The following is a 24,850-nucleotide window of genomic DNA, read 5'->3' as shown; positions in this document are numbered from 1 at the left end:
CTGAATCGGGCACGCTTACAGCGGTCGGCCGGGGCGCGGGGCGTTCCGGCGCACGCCCGGCCCGGCCCGTTCCGGGACGCGCTCAGGAGGAGTGGGCGAGCGGGCTCCGGTTGCGCAGGAGCCACTGGTGGTAGCCGTCGACCTGCCGGGCCGCCTCCCGGTAGGCGGCCTCCAGCTCCGCGTACACCGTCGCCGTGTCGGCGCCCGGCCGGGAGACCAGCAGCAGCCGGACCGCGAGGGGGTCGTCGCGCAGCGGGCGGATGGCCATGTCCTCGCGCGGGCCGGAGGTCGGCTGGCAGGGGGCGACCGCCTCGCCGAGGACGACGAGGGAGGCGGCGGTGAGGTAGTCGCCGTGCAGCACGGTCGGCGCGACACCGGCCGCGCCGAACACCCGGCGCAGGCCGTCCCATTCGCCGTCCACCGTGGGATCGACCATCCACCGGTCGGCCGCCAGGTCGGTCAGGTCGACGACGGGCAGGGCGGCGGCCGGGTGGTCGCGGGCCATCGAGATGAACTGCGGTTCGCGGTCCAGGAGCACCCGCTGCACCAGGCCGTCCGGCACGTACAGCGGGCACCCCTCCACCTCGTGCACGAAGGCGACGTCGAGCCGGCCCGCCTCGACCGCGCGCAGCAGCGCGTGGGCGGACACGTCGACCCGCAGCGTGATGTCCGTTCCGGGCAGCCGGATGCGCAGCCTGCGCAGCCAGCCGCCGATGACCCGGCTGGCGGTGCAGCCGATCCGCAGCCGGGGGCCGCCGGACCGGGCCGCGTCCGCCTCCGCCTTGGCGTCGGTGACCAGTGCCCGCATGCCGTCCACGAGCGGACGGGCCCGGCTCAGGACGGCGTGGCCGAGCAGGGTCGGGCGGCAGCCGGTGCGTTCGCGGCTGAACAGCTCGGCGCCGAGGGAGTTCTCGATCCGGCGCAGCTGGGTGGTGAGCGAGGGCTGGCTCACGCCCAGCCTGCGGGCCGCCCGGTGCAGGCTGCCGGTGTCGGCGATGGCGCACAGCGCCCTGAGGTGCCTCACCTCAAGCTCCATAACGCCGAGAGTAGGGCGGCGGCGCCATGCCGCACCAGACGTCCCAATCCCATCAAACTCCTGTAATTCAGCGGTAGGTGGAACGCCGGACACCGTTTGTGTCCGCTCGGTTCATCGCGTCCTCGCCTTGGAGCTACGGCCGGGTGATAGGGCGGCGCTATCGCCGGTTGGCATCATCCGCCGGGGCCCGGATTCGCCCACACTCTCTCCGTACCGCCCCCGTCCGAGTCCGATCATCGGACGGGTTCCTCGGACAGGTAACTGGTAGGAGACCCCCCATGAGACACCCCAGGACCGTCATGTCGGCCGTCGTCGGCCTCGGCTTCGGCCTCGCCGCCGCGCTGGGAACCGCACCCGCGCTCGCCTCTGCCGCCCCCGTACCTGCCTCTTCCGCGACGGCCCCCCACGTCGCGTACACCTCCCACTCCGGATCGCACGAGAGCGCCGCCGCCAACAAGGCGTTCTTCGACGCGGTCGTGAAGTCCGTCGCCGAGAAGCGGGCCGCCCACCCGGGCGTCCAGTCGGTCACCATCGTCTACAGCACCGCCAACGCCCCCAGCTTCCGCACCCAGATAGCCAACAGCGCGTCCATCTGGAACAGCTCGGTCTCCAACGTCCAGTTGCAGGAGGGGTCCAACGCGGACTTCACCTACTACGAGGGCAACGACCCGAGCGGCTCGTACGCCAGCACCGACGGACACGGCAACGGCTACATCTTCCTCGACTACGCGCAGAACCAGCAGTACGACTCGACCCGCGTCACGACCCACGAGACCGGGCACGTGCTCGGCCTGCCGGACGACTACTCGGGTCCGTGCAGCGAGCTGATGTCGGGCGGCGGCCCCGGCCCGTCCTGCACCAACCCGTATCCGGACGCCAATGAGCGCAACCAGGTGAACTACCTCTGGCAGAACGGCTTCGCGGCCGCGCTCGCCCGCAGCGGTTCCTGACCACAGCACGGACGGACAGGGGCCACCTCGCAGGACGGGGGTGGCCCCTCGCGCGTGCGCAATGGCCGGAGCCGTCAGCCCTTCGCGCGTTCACCCGTCTACCCGTCCGCTCGTTCGCTCGTTCGCTCGGCGCCGTCACCGGTTCAGTTCGGCGCGGACGAGGGCCAGCAGTTCGTCCTCCGTCATCCCGAGCTCACGTGCGCCACCGACCATCTCGCGTACCCGGTCCAGCAGCATGGCCCGGTGCGGCGAGACGCCCGCGGCGATCATCGCGCCGCGGCCCCGGCGCAGTTCGATCAGCCCTTCCTCACGCAGCCGCTGGTAGCCGCGCAGCGCCGTGTGCACATTGACGCCCAGTGACTCGGCGAGGACCCGGGCGGCGGGCAGCCTCTCTCCCGGGCCGACCGTCCCGTCGGCGACGGCACGGCGCACGCAGGCGGCGATCTGGTCGCCGAGCGGCACGGTGGAGGTGGGATCGACCCGGAAAAGCATGGTCATTTTTCCGTTCGACGCTGATCGACCAGGGTGTTGAGCAGTGCTGCGGCGGTCCCGGAGTCCTCGACGGTCACCGCGAACTGCCGGCCACCGGCCAGGTCCGCCACGATGCCCTCACCGGAACGGATCATGACTCCGGTGCGGCCGGGCCGGATCCGGTAGCCCCAGCCGCCGTATTCGGCCAGAGGATTGATCTTACGACTGCCCGCCGCCTCGATCCGGTCGAGCGGGATTCTTATCCGTGGCCACGGCAGCACCCCGGAGACCGTGAGGCCGCGCCGGTCCACCGTTACGTACGGGCGGGCGAAGACCGCGAGGAGCACGCCGATGACCAAGGCCGGAATCGCCGCGATCCAGTCGGCTGTGAACAGCAGGACGATCCCGCCTCCGAGCACGAGGAGCGGGACCAACGGCAGCCACCAGGCCCCAACATTGCGCGCCCACCCCGCGATCTCCCCGTCGGCCAGCTCGATCCGTTCACCGACGACGACCGGACGGCGGCCGGCCGGGGCGTCTTCCCGGGGAAGGAGCGCGGCAAGCAGCAGCCCGAGCCCGAAGGCGAGCGCGGCGACTCCCACACCCACGGCCAGGTGCCACATCGGGAACGAGACATCCTGCGCCCGGCCCTCCGCGTCCTGGGCGGCATCCACGTTGATGGACAGGACGGCCGCCATCAGGTAGCCGAGGCCTCCGGCGGCGGCAAAGCCACTCGCGACGAGCCTCCCGTACGAGCGGCCGGTGAACTTCCCCGCGACCGCCATCAGGACCCACAGGGCGCCGATCCCGGCGAACAGCACGACGACGATCGCGATGTACGAACCCCGGCTCGCATGGTCGTCCGCTCGGCCGTTGCCCACGAAGTGGCTGGCTACCTGGGCGGGGAGCCGGTCGCGCCAGGTCGCGAACAGGATGAGGTCGGCGGCGAGGGCGAGTACGAACGGCAGCGCGGCAAGGACCACACGGCCGACATTTCTACGGTTCATCGAAACCTCCATTATTTGCATGCTAGTAGAACAATAGAGGCGCGGCAATGACGCGGGGCAACGAGCCAGTGGGCAGGGGCAGAGCGGAGCCCGCCTGACGGTGACGCGCTGTCAGGCGGGCTCGGTGACGATCCGGTACGGGTGAGACCGGGGCGGTCGGTCAGGCCAGTTCTAGGGGGAACGCTCCGCGATGTCCGGTACCCGCACCGGCCGTCGGCCTGGGCTCGAACTCCGGGCAGCTATAGGTCTCCTGGACGAATCCGCTGCGCCGGTCCCAGAGATCGAGGACATCGCCCTCCCCGTCCGCCCCCCGGTAGGCCTCCTTGGCCCCCCGGAAGCAGGCGAGGCCGCCGGAGAGACCTCGGCCGGGCGAGGGGAAGTAGTCCGAGAAGGCGCAGGCTATACAGGTCTGGAGCCGGACCCCGGGCGGAAGAACCCGCTGGATGGTGGCGAGCGCGGAGCCGAAGTCGCTCTCGGCCCGGTGCGACCTGAATCCCGCCCCGCCGAACTGCAGCTCCAGGTAGAGGTACGGATCCGGCCGGCGCAGCGACAGCAGGCAGCTGAGCCGGGCCTGTTCGGGCACCCCGTCCGCGACGACCGGGAACGGCAGGTCCCATTCCAGGACGCAGTCGTTGAGCACCCCGTCCGCCAGGGCGAACGCCTCTCCCTGGTCCGGCGTGCTCGCCGCGGGGCGGAGCCCGTCGAAGCTCTTCCCCTCGAAGTCGACTCCCCGGATACGGAGGCGGAGTTGCTGTCCGTCGGTGGTGAGGATGACGGCATCGGATCCCTGCCGGTCCCGGTACCACCCTGCCCACGACTCATCTGTCATGGGCACGGACTGTAGCCCGTGCCTCTGACACTCCCCCTGCCGCCCTCCACTTCCCCGCGCGAGGCCCATGACCTCGGCCGATCACCGCCCTGTCGCGTCACGCTCCTTCGCGCCTCCCCTCCCCCGCTTCCCCTGCTCCTTCGCTCAGTGGGTCCGGCGGGTGACGAACTCCGCCAGGGCCAGGAGGTCGCCCGCCGCGGACAGGTCGGGCACCGCGCGGGACAGGTGGTGCACGGCCCGCGCCATCCGGTCCGCGGCGCAGATCTGGGCCCAGTCGCGCCCGCCCGCCCGGTCGACGGCATCGGACGCACGGCTCACCTCGCCGACCGTGTTCATCGGACCCCGGTAGAGCGCGGCCAGCTCCGCGGCTGCCGGGGTGCCGGAGGTGAGCGCGGCGACCACGGGCAGCGACTTCTTGTGGGCGGTGAGATCCGCCCCGACCGGCTTCCCCGTCTGGGCCGGGTCGCCCCAGATACCGATGAGGTCGTCGATGAGCTGGAAGGCCAGCCCGGCCTCACGGCCGAAACCGTCCATGGCGCCGACGGCACGCTCGTCGGCACCCGCGTAGAGCGCGCCCAGCGCGCAGGCGCAGCCGAGCAGGGCACCTGTTTTGGCCGTGGCCATGGTGAGGCACTCGTCGAGCGTGACCTCCTCCGGGCCCCGTTCCTCGAAGGCGCAGTCGGCCTGCTGGCCGGCGCACAGTTCGATGACACAGGTCGAGAGTCGGGCCGAGGCGCGCGGTGACACCGCTCGGGCGTCCTCGGCCAGCAGCCGCTGGGCGAGGGCCAGCATCGCGTCGCCCGCGATGACTGCGTCCGGGATACCGAACACCGTCCAGGCGGTGGCGCGGTGACGGCGGGTCCGGTCCTCGTCGATGACGTCGTCGTGCAGCAGGGTGAAGTTGTGCGCCAGCTCCACGGCGACGGCCGCCCGCACGGCGTCCCTGGGGTCACCTCCGAGCGCCCGGGTGGCGGCCAGCACGAGCGCCGGTCTGATCGCCTTGCCCGCACCGCCGTCGGCCGGGCTTCCGTCGGCGTGCTGCCAGCCGAAGTGGTACATGGCGACGCGCCGGATGGATCCGGGCAGCGAGGCGACCGCCGCCCGCAGGTGGGGGTCGACGAGGGATCGGGTGTACTCCAGAAGAGCCGCGGCCTCGTTGCCCTCGGTCGCGGCGTCGGTACGGGTCATGGTCAATCGGTCACCCCGGTCGTTGCCGTCCCGGCCCGGACGCTGTCGCTCCGGGCCGGGACGTGGGTGGTTTCTGTGGCTACTGCGGACAGCTGCGCGTGCCGGGGGAGCGGGTCCCGCCCGTGGCGGCGGAACCCGCTCCCCCGGCACGGCCTAACGCCAGCGGCTTACCTCGACGTTCTCCAGGACACCGAGGGCGTCCGGTACGAGTACGGCCGCCGAGTAGTAGGCCGTCACGAGGTAGGAGATGATCGCCTGCTCGTCGATCCCCATGAAGCGGACCGACAGGCTGGGCTCGATCTCGTCGGGGATGCCCGTCTGCTGGAGTCCGACGACGCCCTGCTCGGCCTCACCGGTCCTCATGCAGATGATCGAGGTGGTGCGGGCGTCGCTGACCGGGATCTTGTTGGACGGGAAGATCGGAACCCCGCGCCAGGACGCGATGCGGTGACCGCCGACGTCCACGCTCTCCGGGACCAGGCCGCGCTTGCTGCACTCCCGGCCGAAGGCGGCGATGGCCCGGGGGTGGGCCAGGAAGAGCTTCGATCCGCGGCGGCGCGAGAGCAGTTCGTCCATGTCGTCCGGGCTGGGCACGCCGTCGTGGGGCTGGAGCCGCTGGCCGTAGTCGCAGTTGTTGAGCAGGCCGAACTCGCGGTTGTTGATCAGCTCGTGCTCCTGGCGCTCGCGCAGCGCCTCGACCGTGAGCCGCAACTGCTGCTCGGTCTGGTTCATCGGCTGGTTGTACAGGTCGGCGACCCGGCTGTGGACCTTCAGCACGGTCTGCGCGACGCTCAGTTCGTACTCGCGGGGCGCAGCGTCGTAGTCGACGTACGTGTGCGGGACGACTGCCTCGCCGACATGTCCCGCGGACAGGTCGATCGCCGCCTCGCCGTAGTTGTTGGTGCGCTGCTGCGGAATGGCCAGCAGCCCGGCGAGATGCTCGCGCAGCGGTTCGGACCGCTCCGCGAGGTTGAGCACATCGGCGCGCTGCAGCGTCAGTACGGTGCAATTCGTGACGGCGCGGGCCGTGTACTCCCAGAGGGCGTCGCCCTCGATGAGGGAGTGGTCACCGAAGTACGCCCCGTCGGCATGCACCCCGAGCACCGTCTCGTCCCCGTAGGGGCCGGTGCCGATCTTCTCGACCTTGCCGTGCGCCAGCAGGAAGACCCGGTCCGCCGCGTCACCGGCCGTGGCCAGGAGCTGTCCGGCGGGAACATCACGCTGCTCGCACCTCCGGGCCAGCTCTGCCAGCGCCTCCTCGTCCCCGAAGTCCCGCAGGGCCGGGAGTTCACCGAGTTCGGCGGGGATGACCGCCACCCGGTCACCGGTCTGCACGAAGGTCACCCGGCCGTCGCCGACCGAGTAGCTCAGCCTGCGGTTCACCCGGTATGTGCCGCCCTGCACCTGAACCCACGGAAGCGTCTTCAGCAGCCACCGCGAGGTGATCTCCTGCATCTGCGGGGCGGACTTGGTGGTCGTCGCGAGGTTCCGCGCGGCTGCCGTGCCAAGACTCTGCTGCGGCGGCACCTGCGCGTTCTGAACCTCTTCACCAACGGACATCTGACGTCCTCTCCATCATCGGCTGACCTGCTGCAGAAGCCTTTCAGCACGTGACTCGGCGCGCCATTACACAAAAGAGTGTGACTAATCGGGCTTTGGGCTGGGCACAACGCTGCGCGATGTCCGTGGAGCGGTTCACTTGCATCTGGGATGCCGACCTGTGGCTCGCAGGGAGTGAACCGCGGCCGGTGTGCACGGAATTGACCGGATCGGCTCGCACACCGCCCGAACAGAGCCTCTTCAACAGCCCATGACCGGCTCGGGGCCCTGATTGCCGGGTACAAGCGCTCTACGGGCATATCTCCCCCACGCGCAAAGGAGTCGGCCATGTCCTCACCCATGTCCGCGAGCACCTTCCTCGCCACCCTGAAGGACGAGGGGCTCACCGTCGTGCAGGTAGGCGACTGGCGAACTCACAACCGCAACCAGCAGGGCGACTGGGGCCCGGTCAACGGCGTGATGATCCACCACACCGTCACCAAGGGCACCGCCGCCACCGTCCAGCTCTGCCGCGAGGGCCACAGCGACCTGCCGGGGCCGCTGTGCCACGGAGTCATCGCCAAGGACGGCCGCGTCCACCTGGTCGGCTACGGCAGGGCCAACCACGCCGGCCTCGGTGACGACGACGTACTGCGCGCCGTCATCGCGGAGAAGAGCCTGCCGCCGGACAACGAGGCCAACACCGACGGGAACCGGCACTTCTACGGCTTCGAGTGCGAGAACCTCGGTGACGGGAAGGACCCCTGGCCCGACGTCCAGCTCGAAGCCATCGAGAAGGCCGCGGCCGCGATCTGCCGCCATCACGGCTGGACGTCCAAGTCGGTCATCGGGCACCTGGAGTGGCAGCCGGGCAAGGTCGACCCGCGCGGCTTCACCATGGACGACATGCGGGCCCGGATCCATGACCGCATGAAGTAGCCGCCCACAGCCAACCCGGTCCGTCCGCGCCCCGGGGCACGTCCCGGAACGGGCACGCCCCGGAGCGGGCACGTCCACAATGGGGGCATGCCCGCCACACCGCCCGGCCCACCCGGACCGCCCGGCCTCTCCCGGCTACGGCCGGCGCTTCCGTCACCCCTGCGGCCGGCCGAGGACGACCGCTTCGGCCGGTACGGCGTACGACTGCTGCTCAAGCGCGACGACCTGATCCACCCGGATCTGCCGGGCAACAAGTGGCGCAAGCTCGCCCCCAACCTGCTCGCCGCCGCCGGGCGTCCCGTGCTGACGTTCGGCGGGGCGTACTCCAACCACCTGCGGGCCACGGCCGCCGCGGGACGGCTGCTCGGCTTCCGTACCGTCGGCGTCGTCCGCGGTGACGAGCTGGCCCACCGGCCGCTCAACCCCTCGCTGGCGCGGTGCGCCGCCGACGGGATGCGGCTGCACTTCGTGGACCGCGCGACCTACCGCGCGAAGGCCGATCCAGAGGTCCTGGCCGGGCTGCTGAGCGCCCACGGCGAGTGCGAGGTCATCCCGGAGGGCGGCAGCAACGCCCTGGCCGCACAGGGCTGCACAGAGCTCGGTCACGAGCTGCGCGGACTGGCCGACGTGGCGGCGGTGGCCTGCGGCACCGGCGGCACCCTGGCCGGACTCGCCGCCGGACTCGCGCCGGGGCAGCGCGCGCTCGGCGTCCCCGTGCTGCGCGGCGGCTTCCTGGGCGACGCGGTACGCGGCCTCCAGCGGGAGGCGTTCGGCGGACCGGCCGGCGACTGGTCCCTGGACGAGCGGTTCCACTTCGGCGGCTACGCCCGTACCACTGACGCGCTGCACGCCTTCGCGGACGACTTCGAGGACCGGCACGGACTGCCGGTCGAGCGGCTCTATGTGGCCAAACTCCTCTACGCGCTCACGACGCTGGCCGGGGAGGGCGCGTTCCCCGCCGGAAGCTCGGTCGCCGCCGTGATCACCGGACGCCCGGACCCGGCGGAACCGCCCGGCGGCCCTCAGTCCGACTCCTCCCGGTAGGCCGCCGCCTCCTCCAGGTCGAGGCGCCTGAGCAGGGTGCGCATCATCTCGTCGTCGATGCCGCGCTCGTCCCGCAGCCGCACGAAGACCTCGCGCTCGGCCTCGATCATCTCGCCGGCGAGGCGCCGGTAGGTGTCGTCCGCCGACTCCCCCGTCACCGGGTTCGGCGCGCCCAGCCGCTCCCACACGGCGTTGCGGCGCCGCTCCAGAACGGTGCGGAGCCGGTCGGTGAGCGGTTGCGGAAGCCGGTTGCGCTCGTCGGCGAGCAGCTTCTCCAGCCGGGCTTCCGCAGCCGTGGACGCCTCGCTCTGCGCCTGCGCCTCCGCGAGGGTCTCGGCCTGCCGGTCGCGCCCCGGGAGCCTCAGGACGCGCACCAGGAGCGGCAGGGTGAGCCCCTGGATGACCAGGGTGCCGATGACCGTGGTGAACGTCAGGAAGAGCACCAGGTTGCGGGCCGGGAAGTCCGCGCCGTCGGCCGTGGCCATCGGGATGGAGAACGCGATGGCCAGCGAGACGACACCGCGCATCCCGGCCCATCCGACGATGAGCGGCGCGGTCCAGTCGGTCCCGGTTTCCCGTTCCCTGATGCGTTTCGACAGCCACCGGGGCAGATAGGTCGCCGGATAGACCCAGATGAACCGGACCACGACGACGGCCAGGAACACCGCCACCGCGTACCAGAGGGCGTCCGCGACGGCGTACGTACCGAGCCCCTTCAGTACGAAGGGCAGCTGGAGGCCGATCAGGGCGAAGACGGCGGACTCCAGGATGAAGGCGACCATCTTCCAGACGGCCGCCTCCTGGAGCCGGGTGGCGAAGTCGACCTGCCAGGACCGGTGGCCCAGGTAGAGCGCGACGACGACCACCGCGAGCACTCCGGAGGCGTGCACGCGCTCGGCCGCCGCGTACGCCACGAAGGGGATCAGGAGCGACAGGGTGTTCTGGAGCAGGGGCTCCTTGAGGTGGGTGCGGAGCCAGTGCAGCGGCACCATGAGCACCAGGCCGATCGCCACGCCGCCGACCGACGCGAGGAAGAACTCCCCGATCCCGGCGCCCCAGCTCATCCCCTCGCCGACGGCCGCCGCGAGGGCCACCTTGTACGCGGTGATCGCGGTGGCGTCGTTCACCAGGGACTCGCCCTGGAGGATCGTCGTGACCCGGGCGGGCAGGCCGACCCGGCGGGCGATCGCCGCGGCCGTCACCGCGTCCGGCGGGGCGATCACGGCGCCCAGCACCAGTGCGGCGGTGAGCGGCAGATCGGGCACCAGCCGGTAGGCGAGCCAGCCGACCGCGACGGTCGCGAACAGCACGTAGCCGACGGAGAGCAGCGCGACGGGGCGGAGGTTGGCCCGCAGGTCGAGGTAGGAGCTGTCGACGGCGGCGGTGTAGAGCAGCGGTGGCAGCAGGAGCGGCAGCACGATGTGCGCGTTCAGGGTGTACGTCGGCACCCCGGGCACGTAGCTCCCGATCAGCCCCATGGCCACCAGCAGCAGCGGAGCCGGCACCGGGGTACGGCGGGCCAGCCCCGCCACCGCCGCGCTCGCCGCGACCAGTGCCACCAGTGGCAACGCGTCCATCTCACGGTCCTCGCATCCGTCGTAACCTGGCAATCATGAGTGAGTGCCCGCACGTATCAGATCTGCCGCGCCCCGAGCCCGCACCCCTCAGCGATGCCTGTCTCGAATGCCGGGCAGCAGGCACCCACCCCGTGCAGCTGCGGCTCTGCCTGGTCTGCGGCCATGTCGGCTGCTGTGATTCGTCACCGCTGCGGCACGCCACGACGCACTTCGAGGAGACCGGTCATCCGGTGATGCGGAGCTTCGAACCCGGCGAAAGCTGGCGTTGGTGCTTCGAGCACGGTTCGATCGTCTGACGTCTGGGTACGTCAAACCGGCGCCTGTTGTTCGTAATTGACCGCCGCAGACCTCTAGCCACTGTGTGTACCCATGGGCTTACCATGAGTGACAGTCATGGGACGGGGTCTTGGCGACACGGCATCATGGATCGCGATAGCGTCGCCGGACCAAGAACCGAAGACGTACCACATGGCTCCGGGGCACCCTTCCCGGATCCTCGAATGAGTTTGTGCCACCTTGGAGGTGAGGGTGTCCCAGATCGCAGGCGAGCCCGGGAATCAGGACTTCGTAGAGGTCCGGCTGCCCGCTGCGGGTGCCTACCTGTCGGTGCTGCGTACGGCCACGGCCGGCCTCGCAGCGCGCTTGGACTTCACTCTCGACGAGATCGAGGATCTTCGCATCGCGGTCGACGAGGCCTGCGCGATCCTGCTTCAGCAGGCCGTGCCCGGCTCCGTCCTCAGCTGCGTCTTCCGTCTCATCGACGACTCACTTGAGGTGACGGTATCGGCCCCCACGACAGACGGGCGGGCCCCGGAGCGTGACACCTTCGCCTGGACGGTGCTCTCGGCACTGGCGGGGAAGGTCGACTCCACGGTCGCCGACGACCGGACGGTCAGCATCAGCCTGTACAAACAGCGCGGCGCGGGACCCGGGCCGGCGTGAGCAACGGGAACGGGGACGGTCCGGTGCGGGACGAGACGATCCGACCAGGGGTGGTGCACGCGGCAGGCATCCCGGACCAGCAGGCCCTGACTCATCCGGTGGATGAGGCGGCCCTGCCCCGTGCGGTGGACGGGGCGGACGGGCCCGCCGGCCGTACGGTCGCGGTGGAGCAGTCGCAGGCGGAGCGGGCAGGCCAGATGAGCGAGCACAGGCACCACGATCCACACGACCGCAGCGGGGCGCGGGCGTTGTTCATCGAGCTGGGCAAGCTCCCCGAGGGCTCGCCCGAGAAGGCCGAACTGCGCAACCGGCTGGTCCGGATGCATCTGCCGCTCGTGGAGCACCTGGCCCGGCGGTTCCGCAACCGGGGCGAGCCGCTGGACGATCTGACCCAGGTCGCCACGATCGGCCTGATCAAGTCGGTGGACCGGTTCGATCCGGAGCGGGGTGTCGAGTTCTCGACGTACGCCACGCCCACGGTCGTCGGTGAGATCAAGCGCCATTTCCGCGACAAGGGCTGGGCGGTGCGGGTGCCGCGCCGCCTCCAGGAGCTGCGGCTGTCGCTGACCACGGCGACCGCGGAGCTGTCCCAGCAGCATGGCCGTTCGCCCACGGTGCACGAGCTGGCGGAGCGGCTCGGCATCTCCGAGGAAGAGGTGCTGGAGGGGCTGGAATCAGCCAATGCCTACAGCACGCTCTCCCTGGATGTGCCGGACACGGACGACGAGTCCCCCGCGGTCGCGGACACGCTCGGCTCCGAGGACGAGGCGCTGGAGGGCGTCGAGTACCGGGAGTCGCTCAAGCCGCTGCTGGAGGACCTGCCGCCACGAGAGAAGCGGATTCTACTGCTCCGGTTCTTCGGCAACATGACCCAGTCACAGATCGCGCAGGAGGTCGGCATCTCACAGATGCACGTCTCACGGCTGCTGGCCCGCACGCTGGCACAGCTGCGCGAGCGGCTGCTCGTCGAGGAGTAGCCGTACGGGCGCGGCCCCGGGACACCGGCCGGCCGCGCCCCGGTTCACACGTACGGGTCAGCCGGCGGTGTCCGTGTCGGGCTCCGGCTCGGGCGCCGCACCCGGCCGGCGGATCCCCAGGGCGCCGATCGTCGTCGGCCTGGCCAGCTGGTACAGCGCCGTCAGCGACACCGCCGCCAGGACGATCCCGGCCGGGATCAGCACGCCCTGGGAGCGCAGCAGCGTCCACGCCACCGGCAGCGCGATGATCTGGGTGATGAGGGCGGGCCCCCGGCTCCAGCTGCGCCGCAGCAGCAGCCCACGGGCGGCGAACAGCGGGATCAGCCCGAGCGCGATCAGCGTCAGACCGCCCATTTCGGCCTGCTGCGGGCTCTCGGGGCGGCCGAGCAGCCCCATGACCAGCATGTAGATTCCGCCGATGACGAGGGCCGCGCCCTCCAGGGCGTTGAGTCCGGCCACGAGCGTGATCCTGGCCGGCTTCGGCGGTTCGACCAGAGGCATCGGCGAGGGCGCGTTCTCCTGAGTACTCACCCATGCAGGTTGGCACTCCGGAGCCGCGAACGCGAAGCCGGGGTCGTGAATCCACCGGAACGAGGCAGCCGCGATCGGCCCACCGCGCCCGAGCCGTCACCCTGCGTGAAGGTCATCGGGCAGGACTTCAGGCCGATACGCCGCGGTAGGTACTCTGGCGGACATGCGCGCACTTCTTGTGGTCAATCCAGCTGCCACCACCACCAGTGCCCGCACCCGTGATGTGCTCATCCACGCGCTGGCCAGCGAGATGAAGCTGGAGGCCGTGACCACCGAGTACCGCGGGCACGCCCGCGACCTGGGACGCCGCGCCGCCGACAGCGACGACATCGATCTCGTGGTGGCGCTCGGCGGCGACGGCACGGTCAACGAGGTCGTGAACGGCCTGCTGCACAACGGCCCCGATCTCGACAACCTGCCGAAACTCGCCGTCGTGCCCGGCGGCTCCACCAATGTCTTCGCGCGCGCCCTCGGGCTGCCCAACGACGCGGTGGAGGCGACCGGCGCCATCCTGGACGCGCTGGCCAACCGCACGGAACGGACCGTCGGACTCGGCCTGGCGGCCGGCACCCCGGGCACGGAGGACGAATCCGTGCCGGACCGCTGGTTCACCTTCTGCGCCGGCCTCGGATTCGACGCGGGCGTCATCGGCCGGGTCGAACAGCGGCGGGAACAGGGAAAGCGTTCCACCCATGCCCTGTACGTCCGCCAGGTACTGCGCCAATTCCTTGAGGAACCCCACCGGCGGCAGGGATTGATCACGCTCGAAGTGCCCGGACAGGAACCGGTCACCGAGCTCGCACTCTCCATAATCTGCAATACGGCACCCTGGACCTACCTGGGGAATCGCCCGATGTACGCCTCCCCGAAGGCCTCGTTCGACACCGCCCTGGACGTCCTCGGCCTGCAACGGCTCTCGACGGCTGCGGTCACCCGCTACGCGACCCAGCTGCTCACTTCGAGCCCCGAGAAGGGGCCGCGCGGTAAGCACGCGGTTTCACTGCATGACCTCACAGACTTCACCTTGCATTCAAAGGCTCCACTGCCCTTCCAGATGGACGGTGACCACCTGGGGGTGCGCACAAGTGTGACGTTCACAGGCGTACGCCGTGCACTGCGTGTGATTGTGTGAGTGGAAGGGACCAAAGTCCTTTAACTCGAACGTTTGGACTGGCTTCCACCCTCTAGAAGTACGGCTGTGACCTAGCCGACACCGAGGAATCAAAAAAAACTTTCCTGTAGGGGTTGTATCCGCCGCCGAGGTTTGCGAATCTCTACATGGCGATCGGGACGGCCCGCAACAACGGCCTCCACTGAGAGCCAGAACCCCTCCTCACTTCACAGGACCACAACCAGTTCATCTGGGCGTCGGCCCGACACCTGTGGGGGGATTCGTGAAAGCGTTCACATTCACAAGCCACAGTACGTATACCAAGGAGAGGTAGCAGCCATGGACTGGCGTCACAACGCCGTTTGTCGTGAGGAAGACCCGGAGCTGTTCTTCCCCATCGGCAACACCGGTCCTGCGCTGCTGCAGATCGAGGAAGCCAAGGCCGTCTGCCGTCGCTGCCCCGTCATGGAGCAGTGCCTGCAGTGGGCGCTTGAGTCCGGCCAGGACTCGGGCGTCTGGGGTGGCCTCAGCGAGGACGAGCGCCGCGCAATGAAGCGCCGCGCCGCTCGCAACCGGGCGCGCAACGCCAGCGCCTGACCGACGCCACCGCTACGAACCTGAGCCAGGCGGCGCGTACAGAGCGTACGCATCACCCCGCCCTCCCCCGAGTCGCAGCGCGCAGTACCCCCGAAGCGCATGCTTGACCAGAGAGCCCGGACCGTTCACCAACGGTCCGGGCTCTCTGCTGTGCCGTACGTTCTGAGTGGCGGCTGCCGCTTGTCGGCTGCTTGACGACTACTTGTCGGCGCGGACCGGGATGTCGAGGATGACCTGGGTGCCGCGTTCGGGCGCCGGCACCATGCCGAACGTCCCGCTCAACTCGCCCTCCACCAGCGTCCGCACGATCTGGAGCCCCAGATTGCCGGTGCGCTGCGGGTCGAATCCCTCGGGCAGGCCGCAGCCGTCGTCCTGGACGGTGATCAGCAGCCGCGCCTCCGTGGGCGAACCGCCCCGGACCGCGGAGACCTCGACCGTGCCCGACTCGGCGACGCCGAAGGCGTGTTCCAGGGCGTTCTGCAGCACTTCGGTGAGGACCATCGCCAGCGGGGTCGCCACTTCCGCGTCCAGGATGCCGAAGCGTCCCGTCCGGCGGCAGGTCACCTTGCCCGGCGAGATCTCCGCGACCATGGCGATGACCCGGTCCGCGATCTCGTCGAACTCCACCCGCTCGTCCAGATTCTGGGACAGCGTCTCATGCACGATGGCGATCGAACCGACGCGCCGTACCGCCTCGTTGAGCGCCTCGCGGCCCTGCTCCGAGTCCATCCGGCGGGACTGCAACCGCAACAGGGCAGCCACGGTCTGGAGGTTGTTCTTCACCCGGTGATGGATCTCCCGGATGGTGGCGTCCTTGGTGATCAACTCGCGCTCGCGACGGCGCAGTTCCGTGACGTCGCGGAGCAGGACCAGGGAGCCGATCCGGACCCCCTTGGGCTTGAGCGGGATCGCCCGGAGCTGGATCACCCCGCCCGTGCACTCGACCTCGAACTCACGGGGCGCGTAACCGCTGGCCAGTTTGACCAGGGCTTCGTCCACCGGGCCCCGGGAGGGCGCGAGTTCGGCGGTGATCCCGCCGAGGTGCTGTCCCACCAGGTCGGAGGCGAGGCCGAGGCGGTGGTAGGCGGAGAGGCCGTTGGGGCTGGCGTACTGGACGACGCCGTCGGCGTCGAGCCGGACCAGCCCGTCGCCGACCCGCGGCGAGGCGTCCATGTCGACCTGCTGGCCGGGGAACGGGAAGGACCCGGCGGCGATCATCTGGGCCAGGTCGGAGGCGGACTGGAGATAGGTGAGCTCCAGCCGGGACGGGGTGCGGACGGTGAGGAGGTTGGTGTTGCGGGCGATCACCCCAAGGACGCGGCCCTCCCGGCGTACGGGGATCGACTCGACCCGTACCGGAACCTCCTCGCGCCACTCCGGATCGCCCTCGCGCACGATCCGGCCCTCGTCCAGCGCCGCGTCCAGCAGCGGGCGGCGGCCGCGCGGCACCAGGTGGCCGACCATGTCGTCCTGGTAGGAGGTGGGGCCGGTGTTGGGCCGCATCTGGGCGACGGACACATAGCGGGTGCCGTCGCGGGTGGGGACCCAGAGCACCAGGTCGGCGAAGGAGAGGTCGGAGAGCAGTTGCCACTCCGAGACCAGCAGATGGAGCCACTCAAGGTCGGTGTCACTCAGGGCGGTGTGCTGGCGGACGAGGTCGTTCATGGAGGGCACGCGTGCGAGCGTACCTGTGGATGCGCGCAGGTACCGAACCGGACGGCCCGGCCCCGCGTGCAGGAGAAGGGCCGGAAATTACCGTCTCCCATGGATGGACAGGCAGGAATGGTCTAGTCCACAATGCAGAAGACAGAACCTCCGCTCTCCCCGCACAGGAGAGCGGAACGAGGTGCCCGCGCTCTCTGCCCTGACTGCGCCGGTACCTCTCCCGGGCCGGGGGCACCGCACACCGTCGGCCCGACTGACCGCCTCCGGGCGGTCTTACTCCGGGCTGCGGTGCTGGTCGGGCTGAGGGTCCCGGCCCGGCGCCGTGGCCCGCGGGTGTTTCCGGGGACGGCTCTCAGCGCGTTTCCGTGACCTTCGCCAGTGCGCGCGGGGCGTCCGGATCCTGGCCCCGGGCGATCGTCACCTCGTATGCCAGCATCTGGAGCGGCAGAATCTCCAGGATCGGCTGGACCTCCTCCGCGACCCCGGCGGTCGGCAGCACGAACCCCGCGGACGCCGCTTGCACCTGGGCCTTGGGACCGACCACGAAGAGGTCGGCGCCCCGCCCGCGCAGCCGGTCGAGCACCGGCTGGAGGGCCTCGCCGCCCCGGCCGTCGGTGACCACGGCGATCACCGGGGAGATGTTGTCGACCATGGCGAGCGGGCCGTGCAGCAGATCGGCGCCGGAGTAGGAGAGAGCGGGGATGTAGCTCGTCTCCATCAGCTTCAGGGCGGCTTCCTTGGCCGTGGGGTAGCCGTAGCCGCGCGAGGTGATGACCATGCGCTCGGCAAAGCGGTAGCGCGACGCCAGGGCCTTGACCTCGTCCTTGCGGGCCAGGACCGCCTCGGCCAGCTCCGGCAGGATCGCGGCCGCCTTCCCGTCGCCGCCCCGCAGCCCCTCCACGAACAGGTACAGCGACAGCAGCGAGGCGGTGTACGTCTTGGTGGCCGGCAGCGCCTTCTCCGGGCCCGCCAGGATGTCGATGTGGTATTCGGAGACCGCGGCGAGCGGCGAGTCCGGATTGTTGGTCACGGCCAGCGTCACCGCACCGGCCTCCCGCGCGGCCCTGGTGGACGCGACCAGGTCGGGCGAGCCGCCGGACTGGCTGACGGTGATGACCAGGACATCCTTGAGATCCGGCTTCGCGCCGTACGCGGTGGTGGTGGACATCGAGGCCAGACCGCAGGGCAGTCCGAGCGTGATCTCGATCAGGTACTTGGCGTAGAGCGCCGCGTTGTCCGACGTGCCTCGGGCGGTGAGCAGGACGAAGCGCGGCTTGCGCGCGGCGATCTCGGCCGCCACCGCGCGGATGGCGGGGGCTCCGTCGTCGAGGATGCGGCGGAGCATCGCGGGCTGCTCGGCCATCTCGCCGGACATGATCCGGCCGGGCAGCTCGCCCTCGACTGCCGGGTACGTGGCGGACATGTCTGGTGCCTCCCGGTGCTGGACCGATGCCTCGGACGGGGCCTGTCCAAGTCGAACACGGGGTACCGAGGGGCCGCCAGCGGACGGCACCCGGCGGGATTGCGGACGCGTCGTCCGCCGTTCGTCCGGCGGGTGCCCGGGGCTTCGTCCGGGTGGGCGGGGTCTGCTAGATTAGGACTTTGATTGGTCTATACCACATGATTCACTCCAGATCGGCAGGCCCCGCGTGGAAGTTGTCATCGTCCCGGACGCCAAGGCAGGCGGCGAACTGATCGCGGGGGCCATCGGCACCCTGCTGAGCCGTAAGCCCGACGCCCTTCTCGGCGTTGCCACCGGCTCGACCCCGCTGCCCATCTACCAGGCACTGGCGGACAAGGTCCGCTCGGGTGCCGTGGACGCCTCGCGCGCCCGCATCTGCCAGCTCGACGAGTACGTCGGGCTGCCGGCGGGCCACCCGGAGTCGTACCGCTCGGTCGTCCTGCGCGAGGTCGTCGAGCCGCTCGGCCTCTCCGAGTCCTCGTTCATGGGCCCCGACGGCTCCGCGGAGGACGTCCAGGCCGCCTGTGAGGCGTACGACAGGGCGCTCGCGGAGGCCGGCGGGGTGGACCTCCAGCTGCTGGGCATCGGCACCGACGGGCACATCGGCTTCAACGAGCCGTGCTCCTCGCTCGCCTCCCGTACCCGGATCAAGACGCTGACCGAACAGACCCGGGTCGACAACGCGCGCTTCTTCGACAACGACATCACGCAGGTGCCGCACCACGTGATCACCCAGGGGATCGGCACGATCCTGGAGTCCCGCCACCCGATCCTGCTCGCGACGGGCGAGGGCAAGGCCGACGCCGTGGCGGCGACGGTCGAGGGGCCGGTGGCCTCCGTGGTGCCCGCGTCGGCGCTCCAGATGCACCCGCACGCGACGATAGTGGTCGACGAGGCGGCGGCGTCGAAGCTGAAGCTGGCGGACTACTTCCGCGCCACGTATGCGGCGAAGCCGCTGTGGCAGGGTATTTAGTCTTCTGCGGTACGCGAGAGGGGCCGGACACCTGCGTGGTGTCCGGCCCCTCTCGCGTCTGTGCGGGTGCGTCGTGGTGGACGCCTTGTCCTCAATCGCCGGACGGGCTTGAGTTGCGCGGGCGCCCCCGTGCTCAGGCCTCGTCCTCAAACGCCGGACGGGCTTGAGGCGGCCGCCCCGGCGATTGAGGCAGGGTGGGTCAGGCGGCGGTGATGGCCTCTGCTGCTGCCCGGCCGCAGACCCTGGCGGCTCCGTGGGTGGCGATGTGGAAGGCGCCCCGGGGTTCGGCCTGGGGGACGCCCATCTCGACCACGATCGTGTCCGCACGCGCCGCCAGCAGCGAGTCCAGGGCCTCCGTCATCCACGGGTGACGGTGCGCGTCGCGGACGACCGCGACGACGCGCCGGTCCCCCGCGGCCCGCAGCACATCGGCGGCGAGGTTCTCGTGCTCGCTGCCGTAGGTGTCCGTACCGGTGCCCGGCACCAGCCGGGCCAGTTCGGCGGCGACGCCCCAGGGGGTCTCGTCCCCCACCGCGATGTTCGCGACCGGGGTGAGCGCGGCGACGTACGCCGGGCCGGTGAGCGGTTCGGCCGGGCCGGTCACCACGACCGCGCGGCGGGCCGCGACCAGGCCGATGTCGGAGCTGATGCCCGTGCTGTCCCCGGTGCCGGGCGCGGTCCCCTCCTGCACTGCCGCGCCCGGCTCCGGGACAGCCCCCCTGGCCGCCCGCGTCCAAGACGCGAGGGACCGCACCCGGGCGGCGGCGTCGGCGAGCCGCTCCTCGGGCAGTTCACCGGCACGGACCGCCGCGACCAGCGCGTCGCGCAGCCGGAGCACCGTGCTGTCGTCTTCGAGACCGCCGCCGACACAGAGCGCGTCGGCGCCCGCCGCGATCGCGAGGACCGAGCCGCGCTCGATCCCGTACGTCGAGGCGATGGCCTGCATCTCCACGGCGTCCGTGACGATCAGTCCGTCGTAGCCCAGCTCCTCGCGCAGCAGACCGGTGAGGATCTGCGGGCTGAGCGTGGCCGGGCGGTGCGGGTCGAGCGCGGGAAGCAGGATATGCGCGCTCATCACCGATTTGGAACCCGCCGCGATGGCCGCCCGGAAGGGCACCAGTTCACGGGCGTGCAGGGTCTCCAGGTCCACGTCGATGCGCGGCAGCGCGTGGTGCGAGTCGACCGCGGTGTCGCCGTGCCCCGGGAAGTGCTTGGTGCAGGCGGCGACTCCGGCGGCCTGGAGGCCCTCGATGTACGCGGCGGTGTGCCGGGCGACCAGCTGCGGGTCCGCGCCGAAGGACCGTACGCCGATGACCGGGTTGCCGGGGTTGGAGTTGACGTCCGCGGACGGCGCCCAGTTGAGGTTGACGCCGCACTCCGCGAGCCGGCGGCCGAGCTCCTGCGCGACGGCGCGGGTCAGCGCGGTGTCGTCGACGGAGCCGAGCGCCAGGTTGCCGGGGAAGGAGGAGCCGTGCCGCACCTCCAGCCTGGTGACGTCGCCGCCCTCCTCGTCGATCGCGACGAGCACGTCGTCGCGTTCGGCGCGGAGCTGGGCGGTGAGCGCGGCGAGCTGTCCGGGCGTCTCGACGTTGCGGCCGAACAGCCCGACGGAGGAGAGGCCTTCACCGATCCGGCGCAGCAGCCAGTCCGGTGCCGTGGTGCCGGTGAACCCCGGCTGCAGGACGGCGAGTGCGTCGCGGGTGACGGTGTCCGTGGTGGATACGAGGGTGGTCATGGGGTGCGTTATCCCTTCACTGCGCCGTCGGTGAGACCGCTGACGGCCTTGCGTTGCAGGAAGACGAAGAGGATCAGGATCGGGACCGCGAAGATCGAGGCGGCCGCCATGGTGGCGCCCCAGTCGTCGCCGAACTGGCTCTGGAACTGGGAGAGCCACAGCGGCAGCGTCTTGGACCCGGGTTCCTTGTTGAGGATGAGGACGAGCGGGAATTCGTTCCAGGCCGTGACGAAGCCGAAGAGCGAGGTCGCCATGAGGCCGGGGGCGAGCAGCGGCAGGATCACCTTGACGAACGCCTGCGGGCGGCTGCACCCGTCGACCATGGCGGACTCCTCCAGCTCCTTGGGCACGGCGGCGACGTAGCCGCGCAGCGTCAGGATGGTGAAGGGCAGCACCATGACCATGTAGAAGAGGGTCAGCGGGACCAGGCTGTTGAGCATGTCCGCGTCGCGGACCAGCATGTAGATCGCGATGACCATGACTTCCCACGGGGCCATCTGCGCGATCATGAAGACGAGGATCATGCTCTTGCGGCCCTTGAACCGCATCCGCGCCAGGGCGAAGGACGCGAAGAGCGCGATGATCAGCGAGAACACGACCGCGAGCAGCGTGACGGTCAGCGAGTTCCTGACCAGCGTGAGGAAGTCGGGCGCGTTGTACGCCGTCTTGAAGTGCTCGAACGTGACGTCGGTCGGGAACCAGACCGGCGTCTCGGTGATGATGTCACCGGTCGGCTTGAACGCCGTGCTGAACATCCAGTAGACGGGGAAGACGAAGGCGGCGAAGAGGACGATCGCCGTTGCGTTGGGCCAGATGCGGCCGAGCAGTGAGCGCTTCACAGCTCGTCCTCCTCTTGCTTGAGAATGATGCGGAGGTAGTACGAGGTCAGCCCCAGCATGATCAGGATGGTGAGCAGCGAGATCGCGGCGCCCATGCCGTAGTGCTGGTTTCCGACCCCTTCGACGAAGGCGTAGATCGGCAGCGTCTCGGTGAGGCGGTTGGGGCCGCCCTCGTTGATCGTGAAGAGCTGCGGGAACGCCTTGAACACCCAGATGACCTCAAGGAAGGTCGTGGCGTAGAGGAAGGGCCGCATGAAGGGGAACGTCACCTGGGTGAAGCTCTTCCAGTTGCCGGCCCCGTCGAGCGAGGCGGCTTCGTAGAGTTCCTTGGGGATCGTCGTGGTGGCGGCGTAGAGGTTGATCGCCACGAAGGGGATCGACTGCCAGACGATCAGCAGCCCGACCACGAAGAAGGTGGAGAACTGCGAGCCGGTCCAGTTGTAGTCGGCCATGGAGTGGAAGCCGATTTTGTCGAGCACGTAGTTCACGACGCCGAACCGTGAGGCGAAGAGCCACTGGTAGACGGTGGACGCCGCGACGACGGGCATCGCCCAGGCGAGCACGAGGCCCAGCATCAGGGTGAGCCGCATCCGCTTGCCGAGGCGGGCGAGCAGCAGTCCGATCAGCGTGCCGAACAGCATGATCAGCGCGACGTTGACGCCGGTGAAGACGACGGTGCGGACGGTGACGCGCCAGAAGTCCTCACCACCGAGGATCTCCTTGTAGTTCTTGAACCCGTTCCATTCGGTGGCGTGCCGGATCATCTGCCCCATGTTGAGGTTCTGGAACGACAGCATGCCGTTCTTCACCAGGGGATAGCCGAGGAGGAGCGCCGTCACGGCGAGCGCGGGCACGAGCAGCAGATAGGCCGCGGCCCCCGCGCCCACCTTCCGCCTGGGTTTCCCGCCCGGTGCGGCGGGTGGCTGCCCGCCGTGCCCCCGGCCGGTGGCTGTCTTGGCCACGTCCGACGGATTGGTCTCTACTGCCATGCTCGTCATCACTTCCAACAGAGCCCTACAGGAACGGTGCGTACAGCCGGGACGGCGGGTGGATGCCCGCCGCCCCGGAGTGTGTCGCGCTGCTGCGACTACTGCTGCTGGCTCAGGCGCTTGTTGAGCTCGCCCTCGACCTTCTTGGCGGCGTCGGCGGACGACTTACCCTGCAGGACCAGCGTCATGTAGGACTTGATCGGGTTCGGCGGGTTCTCGACCGGCGCCCATTCCGGGATCAGCGGCGTCGTGCCACCGGACTTGGCCGCGGCGGGACCGGCGGCCTCGGCGGCGGGCTGGCCCACGGCGAACTTCTGCATGGCCTCGGACTTCGGGGTCCAGCCGGCCTCCTTGACGAGAGCGCCGTCGTTCGCCTCGCTGAGGGCGATCTTCAGGAACTCCTTGGCGAGGTCCTGCTTCTTGCTGCCCGCGGCGACGGCGAAGTTGGAGCCGCCGAGGAAGACGCCCTCGGGCTTGTCCGCGGTCTCACCGGGGATGGTGAAGAAGCCGATGTCCTTCTCCAGCTTCGGGTTGGCCTTGATGGCCGTGCCGGCCTCGTAGCCCATCGCGATGATGGCGCCGGTCTTGCCCTTGGCGAAGACCTCGGCCTGCTGCGGGGTGGCCTCGTCCTTGTCCTTGGGGGCCTTGGAGTAGGACTGGTACTTCTTGTACACGTCCATGGCCGCGGCGACCTTCGGGTCGGCCAGGTTGGAGACGTACTTGTCGCCTTCCTTCTTGACCGGCTCGACGCCCTGACCGACGAGCAGACCGTCGAAGAAGTACCAGTTCTGGCCGGGCAGGTAGATCGGCTCGGCGTCACCCTTCTTCTTGATGGCGTCGAAGGCCTTGAAGAGGTCCGCGCGGGTCTTCGGCGTCTCGGTGATACCGGCGTCCTTGAAGACCTTCTTGTTGTACATGACGACGCGGTTGCCGAAGTACCACGGCAGGGCGTACTGCTTGCCCTCGAAGACGGAGGGGGCGTTGATCGAGTCGGGCCAGTCGCCGCCGATCTCCTTCTTGACGTCCGCGAGCTCGGCGAGGCCGCCGGTCTTGGCGTACGCGGGGGTCTGGGTGTTGCCGATCTCCAGCACGTCGGGCGGGTTGGACTCGGAGAGGGCCGTGGTGACCTTCTGCTGAATACCGTTCCATTCCTGGACTTCGATCTTCAGCTTGGCCTTGGTCTTCTTCTCGAACTCGTCGGTGACCGTCTTGGTCCAACCGGGCGGGTTCGAGCCGGACATCGTCCAGACCGTCAGGGTCTGGCCCGCGTATCCTTCGGCACCGGCCTTCTTGCCGTCGCCGCTGTCGTCGTCAGAACCACAGGCCGCCATGCCGAACACCATGCCCGCGACGCCGATCGCCGCGATGAGCTTGCGCTTCACGCCACCCTCCTCAGGGATGCTGCAACCCCCGCCCACCGCACAAATAGCGTCGACGAGTACTACTGGGGCTGGAACCTGGTCTTTAATGGTTTAGACCAGTACCGGGAGCTTGGCCTAGACCTTTAGGGGTGTCAAGGGTGTATAAGAAGTGCACTCGCGTCCGTTATAGGACCGACATCTGAGGGAGGGCGACGAGCCGTGACCGGACCGTGCCACCATGTGAGCCGCGACAGACGGAGGAGCCGGTGACGGCAGCAGCGCAGCAGTCGGGAAGGCGGACCATGGGCGTCGACGGGGGCAGTTCGGAGAACGATACGGGGGCGAGCGCGGGCACGCGCACCGCGCGCGTTCCGAAGTACTACCGGCTGAAGCGACATCTCCTCGACATGACGGACACGATGCCGCCCGGCACCCCCGTGCCGCCGGAACGGACCCTGGCCGCCGAGTTCGACACCTCGCGCACCACCGTGCGCCAGGCGCTCCAGGAACTGGTCGTCGAGGGCCGGCTGGAGCGCATCCAGGGCAAGGGCACCTTCGTGGCCAAACCGAAGGTCTCGCAGGCCCTGCAACTCACCTCGTACACCGAGGACATGCGCGCCCAGGGACTGGAACCGACGTCCCAGCTGCTGGACATCGGCTACGTCACGGCCGACGACACACTCGCCGGGCTCCTCGACATCACCGCCGGCGGCCGCGTGCTGCGGATCGAGCGGCTGCGACTGGCGAGCGGTGAGCCGATGGCGATCGAGACCACCCACCTTTCGGCCAAACGCTTCCCGGCGCTGCGGCGTTCGCTGGTGAAGTACACCTCGCTCTACACGGCCCTGGCCGAGGTGTACGACGTCCGGCTGGCCGAGGCGGAGGAGACCATCGAGACCTCGCTCGCCACCCCGAGCGAGGCCGGACTGCTCGGTACGGACGTGGGCCTGCCGATGCTGATGCTGTCCCGGCACTCGCTGGACGAGCAGGGCGAGCCGGTCGAGTGGGTCCGTTCGGTCTACCGGGGCGACCGCTACAAGTTCGTGGCCCGCCTCAAGCGCCCGCTGGACTGAGCTCAGCACTCCTGA

General features: G+C 69.9%; 24 protein-coding genes. 10 read left to right on the top strand and 14 right to left on the bottom strand.

What is annotated here, in order from left to right; all coding sequences use genetic code 11:
* Nucleotides 1–82: 82 nt before the first annotated feature.
* Nucleotides 83–1,036, bottom strand: coding sequence for a LysR family transcriptional regulator (locus ACZ601_RS28865; protein ID WP_469543352.1), 954 nt, complete (start codon nucleotides 1,034–1,036; stop codon nucleotides 83–85).
* Between the two features lie 278 nt (nucleotides 1,037–1,314).
* On the opposite strand from ACZ601_RS28865, the gene snpA reads away from it, so the two are divergent.
* A complete protein-coding gene (snpA, locus tag ACZ601_RS28860; RefSeq protein WP_469543349.1) occupies nucleotides 1,315–1,986 on the top strand; it encodes a snapalysin in 672 nt (223 codons plus the stop codon).
* A 135-nt stretch (nucleotides 1,987–2,121) separates the two neighbouring features.
* Here the strand turns inward: snpA and ACZ601_RS28855 are convergent, their stop codons facing one another.
* The 5 genes from ACZ601_RS28855 to ACZ601_RS28835 form a co-directional block, all read right to left on the bottom strand.
* Nucleotides 2,122–2,478 carry a GntR family transcriptional regulator gene (locus tag ACZ601_RS28855; RefSeq protein WP_440573771.1) on the bottom strand — a complete coding sequence of 119 codons (357 nt, stop codon included), beginning with the start codon at nucleotides 2,476–2,478 and terminating at the stop codon, nucleotides 2,122–2,124.
* A gap of 2 nt (nucleotides 2,479–2,480) precedes the next feature.
* Nucleotides 2,481–3,464, bottom strand: a complete 984-nt coding sequence (locus ACZ601_RS28850; RefSeq protein ID WP_469543347.1) for a DUF1648 domain-containing protein — start codon at nucleotides 3,462–3,464, stop codon at nucleotides 2,481–2,483.
* A gap of 160 nt (nucleotides 3,465–3,624) precedes the next feature.
* Complete coding sequence (locus ACZ601_RS28845) at nucleotides 3,625–4,293, bottom strand: DUF6304 family protein (protein ID WP_469543344.1); 669 nt, start codon at nucleotides 4,291–4,293, stop codon at nucleotides 3,625–3,627.
* A 144-nt stretch (nucleotides 4,294–4,437) separates the two neighbouring features.
* A complete protein-coding gene (locus ACZ601_RS28840) occupies nucleotides 4,438–5,481 on the bottom strand; it encodes a family 2 encapsulin nanocompartment cargo protein polyprenyl transferase (protein ID WP_440573761.1) in 1,044 nt (347 codons plus the stop codon).
* A gap of 153 nt (nucleotides 5,482–5,634) precedes the next feature.
* Complete coding sequence (locus tag ACZ601_RS28835) at nucleotides 5,635–7,041, bottom strand: family 2B encapsulin nanocompartment shell protein (protein WP_440573760.1); 1,407 nt, start codon at nucleotides 7,039–7,041, stop codon at nucleotides 5,635–5,637.
* A 327-nt stretch (nucleotides 7,042–7,368) separates the two neighbouring features.
* Here ACZ601_RS28835 and ACZ601_RS28830 point away from each other — a divergent pair, with 327 nt between their 5' ends.
* Together ACZ601_RS28830 and ACZ601_RS28825 are read left to right on the top strand one after the other, a co-directional pair.
* Nucleotides 7,369–7,959 carry an N-acetylmuramoyl-L-alanine amidase gene (locus ACZ601_RS28830; RefSeq protein ID WP_469543339.1) on the top strand — a complete coding sequence of 197 codons (591 nt, stop codon included), beginning with the start codon at nucleotides 7,369–7,371 and terminating at the stop codon, nucleotides 7,957–7,959.
* 87 nt (nucleotides 7,960–8,046) lie between these two features.
* A complete protein-coding gene (locus ACZ601_RS28825; RefSeq protein ID WP_469543337.1) occupies nucleotides 8,047–9,003 on the top strand; it encodes a 1-aminocyclopropane-1-carboxylate deaminase/D-cysteine desulfhydrase in 957 nt (318 codons plus the stop codon).
* Here ACZ601_RS28825 and ACZ601_RS28820 read toward each other — a convergent pair.
* Nucleotides 8,982–10,580: a Na+/H+ antiporter gene (locus tag ACZ601_RS28820; protein ID WP_440573757.1), complete on the bottom strand. Its 1,599-nt coding sequence runs from the start codon at nucleotides 10,578–10,580 to the stop codon at nucleotides 8,982–8,984. The two genes, ACZ601_RS28825 and ACZ601_RS28820, sit on opposite strands and share 22 nt — an antisense overlap.
* A 35-nt stretch (nucleotides 10,581–10,615) precedes the next feature.
* Here ACZ601_RS28820 and ACZ601_RS28815 point away from each other — a divergent pair, with 35 nt between their 5' ends.
* From ACZ601_RS28815 to ACZ601_RS28805, 3 genes are all read left to right on the top strand, one after another.
* Nucleotides 10,616–10,876: a UBP-type zinc finger domain-containing protein gene (locus ACZ601_RS28815; RefSeq protein WP_440573756.1), complete on the top strand. Its 261-nt coding sequence runs from the start codon at nucleotides 10,616–10,618 to the stop codon at nucleotides 10,874–10,876.
* A 232-nt stretch (nucleotides 10,877–11,108) separates the two neighbouring features.
* Nucleotides 11,109–11,522 carry an ATP-binding protein gene (locus tag ACZ601_RS28810; RefSeq protein ID WP_014048265.1) on the top strand — a complete coding sequence of 138 codons (414 nt, stop codon included), beginning with the start codon at nucleotides 11,109–11,111 and terminating at the stop codon, nucleotides 11,520–11,522.
* A complete protein-coding gene (locus ACZ601_RS28805) occupies nucleotides 11,519–12,499 on the top strand; it encodes an RNA polymerase sigma factor SigF (protein WP_469543332.1) in 981 nt (326 codons plus the stop codon). Before ACZ601_RS28810 ends, ACZ601_RS28805 begins: the two co-directional genes overlap by 4 nt.
* 57 nt (nucleotides 12,500–12,556) lie before the next feature.
* Here ACZ601_RS28805 and ACZ601_RS28800 read toward each other — a convergent pair whose 3' ends face one another.
* Nucleotides 12,557–12,958, bottom strand: coding sequence for a hypothetical protein (locus ACZ601_RS28800; protein WP_469543543.1), 402 nt, complete (start codon nucleotides 12,956–12,958; stop codon nucleotides 12,557–12,559).
* A gap of 235 nt (nucleotides 12,959–13,193) precedes the next feature.
* Between ACZ601_RS28800 and ACZ601_RS28795 the strand changes: the two genes are divergently transcribed.
* Together ACZ601_RS28795 and ACZ601_RS28790 are read left to right on the top strand one after the other, a co-directional pair.
* Entirely contained in the window at nucleotides 13,194–14,162 is a 969-nt protein-coding gene (locus ACZ601_RS28795; protein ID WP_469543331.1) for a diacylglycerol/lipid kinase family protein, read from the top strand.
* Nucleotides 14,163–14,480: 318 nt separating this feature from the next.
* The gene (locus ACZ601_RS28790; protein WP_003953983.1) at nucleotides 14,481–14,738 is read left to right on the top strand and encodes a WhiB family transcriptional regulator; all 258 of its coding nucleotides are present in this window, start codon (nucleotides 14,481–14,483) and stop codon (nucleotides 14,736–14,738) included.
* 198 nt (nucleotides 14,739–14,936) lie between these two features.
* Here ACZ601_RS28790 and ACZ601_RS28785 read toward each other — a convergent pair whose 3' ends face one another.
* Together ACZ601_RS28785 and ACZ601_RS28780 are read right to left on the bottom strand one after the other, a co-directional pair.
* Nucleotides 14,937–16,403 carry a sensor histidine kinase gene (locus ACZ601_RS28785; RefSeq protein WP_440573769.1) on the bottom strand — a complete coding sequence of 489 codons (1,467 nt, stop codon included), beginning with the start codon at nucleotides 16,401–16,403 and terminating at the stop codon, nucleotides 14,937–14,939.
* A gap of 352 nt (nucleotides 16,404–16,755) precedes the next feature.
* Nucleotides 16,756–17,826 carry an SIS domain-containing protein gene (locus tag ACZ601_RS28780; RefSeq protein WP_440573754.1) on the bottom strand — a complete coding sequence of 357 codons (1,071 nt, stop codon included), beginning with the start codon at nucleotides 17,824–17,826 and terminating at the stop codon, nucleotides 16,756–16,758.
* A gap of 226 nt (nucleotides 17,827–18,052) precedes the next feature.
* Between ACZ601_RS28780 and nagB the strand changes: the two genes are divergently transcribed.
* The gene (gene nagB / locus ACZ601_RS28775; protein WP_327338949.1) at nucleotides 18,053–18,838 is read left to right on the top strand and encodes a glucosamine-6-phosphate deaminase; all 786 of its coding nucleotides are present in this window, start codon (nucleotides 18,053–18,055) and stop codon (nucleotides 18,836–18,838) included.
* Nucleotides 18,839–19,037: 199 nt separating this feature from the next.
* On the opposite strand, the gene ACZ601_RS28770 is transcribed toward nagB, so the two are convergent.
* The 4 genes from ACZ601_RS28770 to ACZ601_RS28755 all read right to left on the bottom strand — a co-directional run bounded on the left by ACZ601_RS28770 (nucleotide 19,038) and on the right by ACZ601_RS28755 (nucleotide 23,783).
* On the bottom strand, nucleotides 19,038–20,573 hold the full coding sequence (locus ACZ601_RS28770) for a glycoside hydrolase family 3 protein (RefSeq protein ID WP_469543326.1): 1,536 nt from the start codon (nucleotides 20,571–20,573) through the stop codon (nucleotides 19,038–19,040).
* 8 nt (nucleotides 20,574–20,581) lie between these two features.
* Nucleotides 20,582–21,412 carry a carbohydrate ABC transporter permease gene (locus ACZ601_RS28765; protein ID WP_469543324.1) on the bottom strand — a complete coding sequence of 277 codons (831 nt, stop codon included), beginning with the start codon at nucleotides 21,410–21,412 and terminating at the stop codon, nucleotides 20,582–20,584.
* Complete coding sequence (locus ACZ601_RS28760; protein ID WP_469543321.1) at nucleotides 21,409–22,401, bottom strand: carbohydrate ABC transporter permease; 993 nt, start codon at nucleotides 22,399–22,401, stop codon at nucleotides 21,409–21,411. The genes ACZ601_RS28765 and ACZ601_RS28760 overlap by 4 nt, the downstream gene beginning before the upstream one ends.
* A gap of 98 nt (nucleotides 22,402–22,499) precedes the next feature.
* Nucleotides 22,500–23,783, bottom strand: a complete 1,284-nt coding sequence (locus ACZ601_RS28755) for an extracellular solute-binding protein (RefSeq protein WP_469543318.1) — start codon at nucleotides 23,781–23,783, stop codon at nucleotides 22,500–22,502.
* Nucleotides 23,784–24,064: 281 nt separating this feature from the next.
* Here ACZ601_RS28755 and ACZ601_RS28750 point away from each other — a divergent pair, with 281 nt between their 5' ends.
* Nucleotides 24,065–24,835: a GntR family transcriptional regulator gene (locus ACZ601_RS28750; RefSeq protein ID WP_440573768.1), complete on the top strand. Its 771-nt coding sequence runs from the start codon at nucleotides 24,065–24,067 to the stop codon at nucleotides 24,833–24,835.
* The last annotated feature ends 15 nt before the right edge of the window (nucleotides 24,836–24,850 follow it).

This window comes from Streptomyces sp. NPDC104307 (assembly GCF_055584045.1).
This window is presented reverse-complemented; position numbering and strand designations above follow the sequence as displayed.